The sequence below is a fragment of the Prosthecobacter vanneervenii genome (assembly GCF_014203095.1).
Lineage (GTDB): Bacteria > Verrucomicrobiota > Verrucomicrobiia > Verrucomicrobiales > Verrucomicrobiaceae > Prosthecobacter > Prosthecobacter vanneervenii.
This window is the reverse complement of record NZ_JACHIG010000001.1, coordinates 985232-995517: the sequence shown is the minus strand read 5'-3', so window position 1 is coordinate 995517 and position 10286 is coordinate 985232. Positions and strand designations below refer to the sequence as shown.

Below are 10286 nucleotides of genomic sequence, written 5' to 3'. Positions count from 1 at the left end.
CTCATGCGCATCCATACCCTCGATCTCCGCTTTATCGGCCTTCCTGGTCTCATCGCCTCCTTCCTGGTGGAAAGCGGCGGCGAGTATGCGCTGATCGAGACTGGGCCGGGCTCCACACTGGAGACGCTGCGTGCCGCTGTTCGCCACGCAGGGGTGGATGAAGCCGCGATCAAGAAGGTTTTTGTGACGCATATCCACCTCGACCATGCTGGGGCTGCGGGTTGGTTTGCGCAGCAAGGGGCGGTGATTTACTGCCACCCGAATGCGGCGCGGCATCTCATCGACCCCTCCAAGCTCATTGAAAGCGCACGCATGGTCTATGGCGCGCAGATGGATGCGCTTTGGGGCGATATGCTGCCTGCGCCTGCGGACAAGGTCATCGCCCTGAAGGACAACGAACGGGTGACGCTCGGTCAGGTCGAAGTCATCGCGTGGGACACCCCCGGACATGCGAGGCATCATCACGCCTTCGTCATTGGCGATGTCTGCTTTGCCGGAGATGTGGCGGGCATGCGCCTGGAAGGCAGCCGCTATCTCTCTGTCACAGCCGCTCCTCCGCAGTTTGACCCCGTGGCCTATGTGCAGTCCATCGATCGTCTGGCGGCTGCGGGTTTCAAGACGCTCTACCTGACTCACTTTGGGGCAGTGGAGGACGTGGCCTGGCATCTGGCCACCTACCGCCAGCGTGTCACCGAGGTGTATGAGCGTGTGGCCGCAGGCTGCAAAGAGGGCATCAGCGTGGAAGAAAACCGCCAGCGTTATGCCGCTGCGGAGCACCAGATCGCGATCGCCGCCGGTGTCAGCGAGGAGCTCTGGCTCAAAGGAGAAGACGCCAATGTTACCTCCATGTGCGCCGATGGGGTGCGGCTTTACTGCGAGAAGGGGCGCTAACTTACCTCCTGGGGGCTATGGCCAGTATAGGCACAAAAAGCAGGGATAGATCAAAGCGTCGGCGGACTGTTTTTTCCACCAGCCTCTGACTGCACTGACAGCTCGGTCAGCGGGCATTTGATCAAAAAAACCTCCGGTGCCGTTATTATGGCCTGGCCCGCACGCATTGAGCACTTTCTGGCTTCAGCTAAGAATTGATTCAGAAGTGTTAAAATTTCAAAAAAATTACTTATCAGCTCTTCCTTATTGATGTAAGTTTAAAAAATCGCGTCTGCTACCTCACCTCAACATCTCCCATCATTATGAGCATCCCTGCCTACGAAGTGGAAAATGGTCGTGAACTCAAGGCTCCTGCCTCACAGAGTGTGTCAGCAGTGCGTGTGGCTGAGCTGGCAGCAGCAGCCACAGATGCACAGGCCGCCTACGAGCGCTGGCGTGCAGAGTTGAGCAATGTGCAGCAGCACCATCAGGTGCGTCTTCAGGAGCTTCGCCAGATCACCCGCCTGCATGAGCAGAAGACCTCTGAGGTAAACCGCCTTCTGAGCCTGGAGGCCAGCCTGAACGAGCAGCTGGGCAAGCTGAACAGCCACCGCGAGCTGATGCTCGGCCGGCTGCAGGAGATCAACAGCCGCTATCTGCAGGACCAGGGCCGCTTGGAGCAAACGCAGCAGCAGCTCAGTGAATGGCAGAACCAGAAGCAGAACGTGGAGGCCCAGGTGGAGGCTGCGGCCAGACAGCTCACAGGACTTAAAGCGGAGGCCTCGGTGCTGGACGAGCGCAGCTCGGAGCTTTCCGACCTGCTGCAGAAGGCCATTGATGAAGTCACGCGCCAGCAGGAGCGTATTGTCGAGGCTCGGGGCATGGTGGTCCGCCATGAAACGCGTCAGCAGGAGCTGGCAGTAAACATCGCCCGCATGGAGGTCACCGCCCAGCAGGCCGAGGCTGCGCTGAAGCTCAAGCAGGAGCGCCTGGCTCATCTCGAAGAGGCCGGCAGCCGGGCCACCAGCCAGGTGGTGGATCTCACCGCACGCTGCCAGTCGCTGGAAAAAGACTTTGCCCAGCTCACCGCGCAGTGCCGCGATGGCGATGCCTCGCTGAATCTTACCCGTGCCGCCATCGTGGAAGAGCGCTCACGTTTGCAGGATGCCCGTCAGGCCCTGGAGCAGGCAGTGCGGCAGCGCAGCGTTCTTGAAGAGGAGATCGCCACCCTGGCTGCCCAGCGTACCGCCGCCGCAGCCCGCTTGGGAGAGCTGCAGGCAGAGGCTGTGCAGCAGGAGCAGGAGCTCGTCTCCTTGCGCGAGCAACGTGCCGAGAGCGAGGCCGAGTTTGACGATCTGCGCGCCTCCGAGCGCCAGGCAGCCGAGGCGCTGGCCACCCGCCGTGCGGAGCTGGCACGTGCCGAGGAAAAGCTGGGCATCGCATTGAATGAATGCCAGGAGGCCGCCTCGCAGCAGGCAGATCTGGGGCGCTCAGTCTCCGAACTGATCGCTCAGGAGTCCGCCACCACCACTCAGGTCCGCCGCCTCACCCAGGAGCTGGCAGAGCTGGGCGCGCGCCGTCAGCAGATGCAGAACCAGATCGCCGAGGCGGAGGCCTCTCTGGCCGCTCTCCATGAGCAGCAGCGCAGTCTGGGAGCTGAGATCGCCGCGCTCGTGGCCACGCGTCAGGCCACCACGGAATCTCTCAATGCCTGCCGCGCCGAGCTGGCCTCTACAGAGGAGCGCCTGCAAACCACTCAAAATGACTGTCAGGCCACCGAAGCCCGCCTGGCCGCGCTGGCCAAGAGCGTGCAGGAACGTGAGGAGAAGGAATCTCTTCTCGGCGATCGCATTCACACGCTGGAGCATCAGTCCCGCCATCTTGACACGCAGACGCAGGAGCAGTCCACCAAGCTCGAAGGTCTGCGCCAGGAGCGCATCAGCGCGGAGATCGAGCTCCAGCGCCTGGGCCAGCAGCATGAAGAGGTCGGCATCCGTCTGGAGACGCGCCAGTCTGAGATCGACACAGCTTCCACACGTCTGCAGCAGACGCAGGAGGAGTGCCGCCAGTCCGAAGAGCGCCGCACCTCGCTCACGCATGAGGTGGACGCTCTCGTGCTGCGTCAGCAGAATCAGGAAAACCTGCTCAAGGAGATCGAGGCCCAGATAGCACGCCGCGAGCAGGAGCGCGAAGCTGCCACCGCCGCCACCCGGCAGGCCCAGCTGGAGCACGAGACCACCGCCGCCTCTGTGGCCGCCGTGCGCAAGGAGCTCTCCGAGCAGCAGTCCAATGTGACCGCCGCTACCTCCAAACTCTCCGAGCTGCAGGCCACCACGCATTCCACCGAAGACACCCTCGCCAGCATCCGCGCCTCTCTGGCGGCAGAAGAGCACAAGCTGGCCGAGACCCGTGGCGCGTTTGAAAGCCTGTCCAAGGAACTCACGCTCGCTCACGATATCAAGATCACTCAGGAGGTGCTGGCCGCACGTCAGGCGAAGGTGGCCGCCACTGAGCAGCAGCTGGCCGAACTCACCCGCCAGGTGGAGGAGGCCACTCAGCGCCGCGCTCAGCTGGAAACCTCAGTAAATGAAGCCACTCGGCAGATCGCCGAGGCCACCACACGGTGCGATGCTGTCAATCATCAGGAAACCGAGGCCCGCCAGCGTGTGGAGCAGCTCAGCGCCCAGGAGAAGGATCTGCGCGAAGAGATCGCCACGCTCACCACCTCCGCCCAACAGGAGCGCACCTTGTACGATGAGCTGCGCTCCATTTCCAAAGAAGCCCGCCAGGTGCACGAAAGCGAGAGCTCCGCGCTGTCCGCGCAGCTCAAGGACTCCCGTCAGCAAATCAGTAATTGGGAAAGTCATCTCTCCGCGCTGCTCGACTGGAAGGAGCGCATGGATCACAGCCTTTCTCGTGCTCAGGAGTCGGGAGACGACACCCCCGAGGCTCGCAGCGCACGCAACGAGGTGCACATGGCTCTCAGTGCCATTCGCCATATCATGGATCGCATCCAGACCTCCAAGACTGAAGTGGCCGCTGCCGCCTCGGCGCCTGCTGCCAGCCCAGCACCTGAGGATGCCAAAAACAACACGGGCGTACTGGGAGAGATCAAGGCTGGCAGCCGCCTGAGCCGCCTGCGCGAAGAACTGCAGCGCGAGGAGTCACGCCTGCAGTTCCTGCGTCAAAATTCCCGTGCGCTGGAGATTCGTTCCCGCAGCCGCCCACAAGCCCAGCTCGTTCTGGAAGGCCAGACCGGCTCCGCCCAGGATGGTGCCTCCTACTGGGAGGAGCGAATCAAGCGCGCTGCTGCCGATGAGCAGAGCCTGGTGGAAAAAATCGCTGCGCTCAAAGAGCAAATCTCCGAGCTGCGCGTGTAGTGCGGCCGGGGAGATAGGGCGCTGACATCACTTCTTTGTAAAGGTCCGGCGACGCTCAAACTTGGGACGCACCCGGCCTTGGAGCTGGAGAAAGCGTCCCGCCACCAGCAGTACGATCACGATGGCCGCACGGATCATCCATTGGCGCTCATCGTTCAGGCCTGACTGCGGCTTGAGCTGAAGCGGTGCAGCCAGGGAGACTCCGGGTTGTCCTGCCGGGGCTGCGCCGTTGTCATCGTCGGACATGGGAACAGGCCCCATGCCTGTGGCGGAGATGCCTGCGGCTGAGGCGGGAGTGTTGGAGGCCATCGCCCGTGGGGCGGTTGGCATGGCGTCCTCCGCAGGATCTGTCTTCATGCCAGACTCGTTTCCCTTCGGCTTCTCGGCCTGTTTCAGGAATGGGTCATCCGCATAGCCGGTATCGTAAGTGTACTCAGGCTCCTGCACGCTGAAGGAGACCTCTTCGATCCGTCCGTCCTGCTCATACACACCACGGATCGTCTGCATGGGGCCGGTCTGCTCAAAGATCTCAAAGCCCAGCCAGAAATCCTCCAGCCGGCGGCCCTCGAGCGTTTGCACAAAGGTCACGTCCATGTTGCGCGACGCATACTCCGGCTCGGCCATCGGCGGGGTCTGCTCCGGGTTTGGCCAGACGGGCTCAAAGTGCACGCCTGTGCCCAGCAGCGCCTTCCTGCCATTGATCTGCACATGAATGTGCTGGTTCAGATACGTGGCGATTCGCGGCTGCGCAGCTTTCAGCTCCTCCATGCTGATCTTGCCATCGCCGTCCGTGTCGATCCCCGTGAACCGCGTGAGCGTCAGCAGATTGAACGTCAGCCGGATCTCCAGCTTGTGCGGCGTCGGTCGCACCCGCATCTCACTCTGGTCAGCGGGATGGGCTGAGGCAGAATAAATGCCCGCCGCCAATACGCAGAGGACAGCAGGAAGCGCGCCTCTCAGCCACCAGAGGAATGTGGGGAAATAAGACCTATGAATCACAGAGGACGCATAGGTCAGGTTTCCGCATTCATCAATCATCACTCCAGCGTGATCCACATCGGCGACACCCACACCAGCTCCCCGTTCGTCTGCTCGCCGCGGAAGTAGTAGTAGCTCGTCTTGCCTTTCTCCGGCTTCGGATCGGTCCAGGTCAGATCAATGGTCTTCTCCTTGGCGATCGTCATCGGGATCTCCACGTTGTCCTTGATCAGCGTGACCTTTTCAAACGGCATCGTGCCGATGAGCTTCAGCGAGATCGTGGGCGCGCCCTTCACGCTGAATTCGTCTCCCATCATGCGCTCCTTGCCATCAGCCGCCTTGCAGCGGCTTTCGGCGATGATGTTGTCCGTGGCGCCATACGTGTGGCGCTGGCGCATCGCCTTGATGATGCCCTCGCGGCTGTAATCCTCCGCATAGATCATCGCGTAGCTGATGTGCGTGCTGCCGTGGTCGCTGCTGCTTTGAAAGCTGAACTTGTAGCCTTTGGCAAAGGCATCGCACACCCAGCCGCCGGGCTCCCAGCCGCCGATGGCGTCGTTCTCCGTGGGGCAGCGCGGGCAGCCGGGGTACTCGTAGTTTTGGCGCGCGCCCTGGTAGATCTCCACCATCGGCTCGTACTCGCCGCCCCAGTTCCGCCAGTCGGTGCCCATGCTGCCCACGCTCGTGTGGCTGGCGCAGACGCCGTTGAAGAGCTTCAGGTATTTGTAGAGCATGTTTGTGTCCGGCGCGGGCTCATGCACGCGCACATCGCTCAGCGGCAGGCGGGGCAGGGTGCGCACACCGCGCTGGGCAAAGACCACATTCCTGTGCCCCTCGGGATACACCACGCTGCGCTCGTAGCTGAACATCGGCGTGAAGGCCTTCGGCAGGAAAAAGGCGTCCGTCGTCTTCTGCGTCAGCCACCAGGAGTACTCGCGGCCGTTGCCGTTGTCATGGTCCCCGTTGCCGATCCAGTCCATCGACGCCGCATCGATGGCATAGCGCCACATGTCCTCCAGCGGGCCGTCATTTGCGCCGTCTCCGCTGATCTCCGTGTGGCGGTGAAATTCACCCCGCAGGATGCGCCGCTCCGTGCCGGCGATGCTGCTGCGGAAGCCGCGGATCGCAGCCACTTCAGCGCGCTCCGCCTCCGTGCGCTTGCTCGGCGCGGGATTGTCCTGCGGCGGCTCCGCGCGGGGCTGGAGCACCGCAGGCTTCACCGGGCCGCTGGCGATCAGTCGGCTGAAATACACATCGTTGTCAAAGGGGTCCTTGCTCGCATCCAGCGCGGCATTGCCACCCTTGCCGCCGGGAGTCTTGGCTCGGTTAAACTCCGCCATGCGGTCCATCCGGTGGTCGCTGCTGTGCGCCACAAACAGCATCTTGGGCCCCGCGGCGATGGCGGGCAGGTTGTACATGAGGTTGTCGCTGTGCGGGATGCTGATGGGGCCCACCCACTCGCTGCCGTCCAGATACGCCGCAACGCTGCCCCAGGTGCTGCCCAGCGGGCCACGGAAGCTGTTCAGCCGCGTGCGCGCGATCAGCCAGATGCGCCCCTCCGAGTCGCAGCAGATGCGGCCAAGGTTGTTGTACGTCTGCGGGCCGCTCACCGCCACATGCGCCCCCGGTGCACCGCCGCGCACGGCGGGCTTTTCAAACGCCAGACCATCCGGCACTTCCGGTGAAGCCGGCGGGGCAGGGGTGCTCACGTCCGCGCCACGGCCTTTCCCTTTGCCCTTGCCTTTGCCGCCACGCGCCTGCGGCGTGATGGCTCCCGGCAGCGCCTCGGCGATGCTCCCCTGCGGCTCCATCCACGCCTTGCCATCCCACACGCACACGCCGATCTCACGATTCCGATACAGCCCGATGCCATCGCCGCTGTCATACGCGCCCCAGTCCTTGCCCCAGGTGGCGCCGCTCTTTTCATAGGCCACCCACACACGCCCCTCGTGATCGTGCGTCACCGCCGCACGCGCCTCATACTGCGGCGTATTTGCCACCGGCATCGGCGCTCCCGCAGGCCTGCCGCTGGCATCCAGCACGCACATCCAGATGTCGTAATCGCCCTTCTCATAGGTGTCCCACGCCAGTGCCAGCTGCCCGCTGCCCTCCGCACGTGCATCCGCGCTGAGGGCCGGGTTCCAGCAGTTGCCGCTGTTCTTGGAAACCGTCTGCGCCGCCGCCCAGGCACCGCCTTCATGCGTGCGCGTGCGGATCTCAAACTTCCCCTCATGCGCCGCCATCCAGGCCAGCACCAGCGTGCCCTTCGCCGAGCGCACGATCACCGGATTCAGATCATTCCCCGCCGACTTCGACAGGTTCTCCACCTCCCCGAGCTTCCCCTCGGCCAAGTGACGCGCCAGGATTTCAAAATTGCCCTCCAGGCGCTCGCTCCACACGATCCACGCGCCGCCCTTGCCATCCGCCGCCACGGCAGACTTGTAGATGTCGCGCCCGGGTTCGGTCACAGCGATGCGCTCTTCCTCCCACTGCTTCGCCTTGCGTACATGCAGCCAGAGCTGGTCGCCGGCCGCAGGCTTGTTCAGGAAGGACAGATCCTCCGGCTCAGTGTCCCAGCGCTTCGCCCGCTCATCGCGGTCGATGCCCGGCGTAAAGCTTTGGTAAACGAGGAAGCCATGCCCCTCCGCATCAAACGCCAGGGCAGGGAAGTCATCGTCCGTGCGCTCCTTGGTAAACACGCGCAGATTGAACGCCGTCTGCTGCACCGCCACGCGGCCCTCCATCAGGTCCAGCGCCTCGCCCGGCTTCACATCCGCCAGCTTGAAGCTCACCTTTCCCTGCGCCGTCGTCACCTCCACGCTGCTCTCCGGCGTCACATCGCGCAGCTTCACATACACCCCGTTTTCAAAGATGGGCCCCAGCTGCTTCGCCATCTGGCCGATCTTCTTCGGATTGTTTCCGCGAGCCTTTGCATTCGCGCCTACGGGCGTGCGGCTGCTCGCCTTCCACGAATTCTTTCCCGTCATCGCGTCCTTCTGCTCAAAGCGGTAGCCGTTCACCTCCAGCACTTCCCCCGGCGTCACCGTCACAGAGCCATCCCAAACCGTGGACTCCTTGTCATGGAGCCCGAACTGGATCAGCAGCGCAGAGTCAGCGGCAGAAGCAAGCCCACCGAGCAGGAGAAGAGGAAGCAGAAGATGTTTCATGGCTGGAAACGCCCTAAAACGAGCTCAATCCGCCGTTCTCACACCGAGTTACGAAGAAGTTTAGGCTCTATGAACAATCCGTGATTGACTCAAATCCGCCGGTCGAATTAAAAACATCGGAATTGGCAAATATGTGGGCGGTGGTTGGTAAAAGAACTGCTGCCCTTGCGTATCTCCAACGCCGTGCGCGCTGCGGCAGCCTATCCCATAACACCACATCATAACACCCCGTCAGACATCCATGAAGAAGACTGCTCTCTCCCTGCTCTGCCTCGCCATCAGCCTCAGCACTGCCTCCGCCGACGACCTCATCAAAGGCGCGATGAAGAAAAATTGGAAGCCTGAAGATGCCATCGCCAAGAAGGTGGGCAAAGGCGAAGCTACGGACGCCGAACTCGATTCCCTGATCAAATGCGTGCAGGCCATCTGCGCCGCCACTCCCCCCAAGGGCGACAAGGGTGCCTGGGTGGAAAAGTGCAAAACCCTGGTCGGTGCGCTTCAGAAAGTGAAGGCCAAGGATGCCAGCGGCACCAGCGAATTCAAGAAGGCCAACAACTGCAAGGCCTGCCATGACGTCTTCAAAGGCGCCGCCAAGTAAGTTTAGCACCCCGGCCACAGCATAGGCCGTGACTCCCCAAGGCTCCGCTGTCAAAAGCGGAGCCTTCTTTATTTCTGCTTCTTGCGCGTCCGGGCAGATGCTCCAATATCCGCCAAACCATGCCCACCACGTACCACATCGTCCCCACTGAAGCCCACAACGCACTCGTCCGCGCCGCCTACCAGCACCGCGGCTACACCCAGGCCGAAGCCGATGACGGAGCACGGTTTTGCGAAATGGCCTCCGCGCATGGCATCCGCACCCACAACGCCATCAAGGCCCTCCACCTCGACCACCTCTTTGGAAGCGCCACCGGCGGCTGCAAACCGGGCGCTGAGATCGAAGTCATTAAGAAGCCCTTTGCCGCCAGCGAAGCCTGGGACGGCAAATTGAAGCTCGGCCAGAGCGTCGCCTTCCGCGCCATGGAGCGCTGCATGGAGCTGGCGGACAAATACGGCATCGGCCAGGTCAGCGTGGACAATGCCTTCCACTACCTCTGGGGCGGCGGCTACGTCATGGATGCCGCCAAGAAAGGCTACATCGCCTACACGAACTGCACCTCCACCCTTGGCGAGGTCGTGCCCTTCGGCGGCAAATTCCCCGTGCTGGGCACCAATCCCCACTCCTGGGGCCTCCCCACACAGGACGCCTGTGGCTTCCCCATCGTCATCGACTGGGCCACCTCCACCGTCGCCATGGGCCGCGTCCAGCAGCTCAAGCGCGAAGGCAAGCCCCTGCCTCCCGGCGCAGCCGTGGACAAGGACGGCAAGCCCACCACCGACGCCAATGAAGCCGCCTGGCTCATGCCCTTCGGCGCGCACAAAGGCTACGGCCTCTCCCTCCTCATCGAGGTCATGGGCGGCATGATCGGCGGCGGCCTGCCCACCCTGCGCGGCGGCGGCGCCCACCCCGACATCAAGAGCAAGCCTTTCCCCGCCGGTGAAAAGCGCACGAGCAGCTTCTACTTCCAGGTCATCCACCCCGATGCCATCAGCACCGGCCTCTTCTCCAACGGCCGCAGCTTCAATGAAAACGTGAAGGTGGTCATCGACGACATCCTCGGCCACGGGAATGAAAACTGCATGCTCCCCGGCCAACCCGAGGCGCAGAACGCCGCCCACACCGCCAAAGCCGGCGGCCTCCTCTTCAGCACCGCCGAAGTCGAAGCCCTTAACGAGATCGCCGATGAGGTGGGCTCAGCCCGCTTTGATGTTGCCGCGCTGGGGACGTATGAGGTGCCGTGAGGGATGTGACGAAGCCACGAGTAGCGAATTACAGACAGCAAGTTAAAGT

The 10286-nt window shown here is 62.8% G+C and carries 6 protein-coding genes; 4 read left to right on the top strand and 2 right to left on the bottom strand.

Features of this window, described 5'->3' with window-relative positions:
- The first annotated feature begins 3 nt into the window (after positions 1–3).
- Together HNQ65_RS03850 and HNQ65_RS03845 are read left to right on the top strand one after the other, a co-directional pair.
- Positions 4–891 (top strand): MBL fold metallo-hydrolase, encoded by an 888-nt coding sequence (locus HNQ65_RS03850; RefSeq protein WP_184338146.1) that lies wholly within the window; start codon positions 4–6, stop codon positions 889–891.
- A 302-nt stretch (positions 892–1193) separates the two neighbouring features.
- Positions 1194–4250 (top strand): coiled-coil domain-containing protein, encoded by a 3057-nt coding sequence (locus tag HNQ65_RS03845; RefSeq protein ID WP_184338145.1) that lies wholly within the window; start codon positions 1194–1196, stop codon positions 4248–4250.
- Between the two features lie 27 nt (positions 4251–4277).
- Here the strand turns inward: HNQ65_RS03845 and HNQ65_RS03840 are convergent, their stop codons facing one another.
- Entirely contained in the window at positions 4278–5126 is an 849-nt protein-coding gene (locus HNQ65_RS03840; protein WP_184338144.1) for an EF-hand domain-containing protein, read from the bottom strand.
- A 161-nt stretch (positions 5127–5287) separates the two neighbouring features.
- The gene (locus HNQ65_RS03835) at positions 5288–8395 is read right to left on the bottom strand and encodes a PHP domain-containing protein (RefSeq protein WP_184338143.1); all 3108 of its coding nucleotides are present in this window, start codon (positions 8393–8395) and stop codon (positions 5288–5290) included.
- 241 nt (positions 8396–8636) lie between these two features.
- On the opposite strand from HNQ65_RS03835, the gene HNQ65_RS03830 reads away from it, so the two are divergent.
- Both HNQ65_RS03830 and HNQ65_RS03825 read left to right on the top strand, forming a co-directional pair.
- The gene (locus tag HNQ65_RS03830) at positions 8637–8993 is read left to right on the top strand and encodes a hypothetical protein (protein WP_184338142.1); all 357 of its coding nucleotides are present in this window, start codon (positions 8637–8639) and stop codon (positions 8991–8993) included.
- A gap of 119 nt (positions 8994–9112) precedes the next feature.
- The gene (locus HNQ65_RS03825) at positions 9113–10237 is read left to right on the top strand and encodes an Ldh family oxidoreductase (RefSeq protein WP_184338141.1); all 1125 of its coding nucleotides are present in this window, start codon (positions 9113–9115) and stop codon (positions 10235–10237) included.
- Positions 10238–10286: the final 49 nt, after the last annotated feature.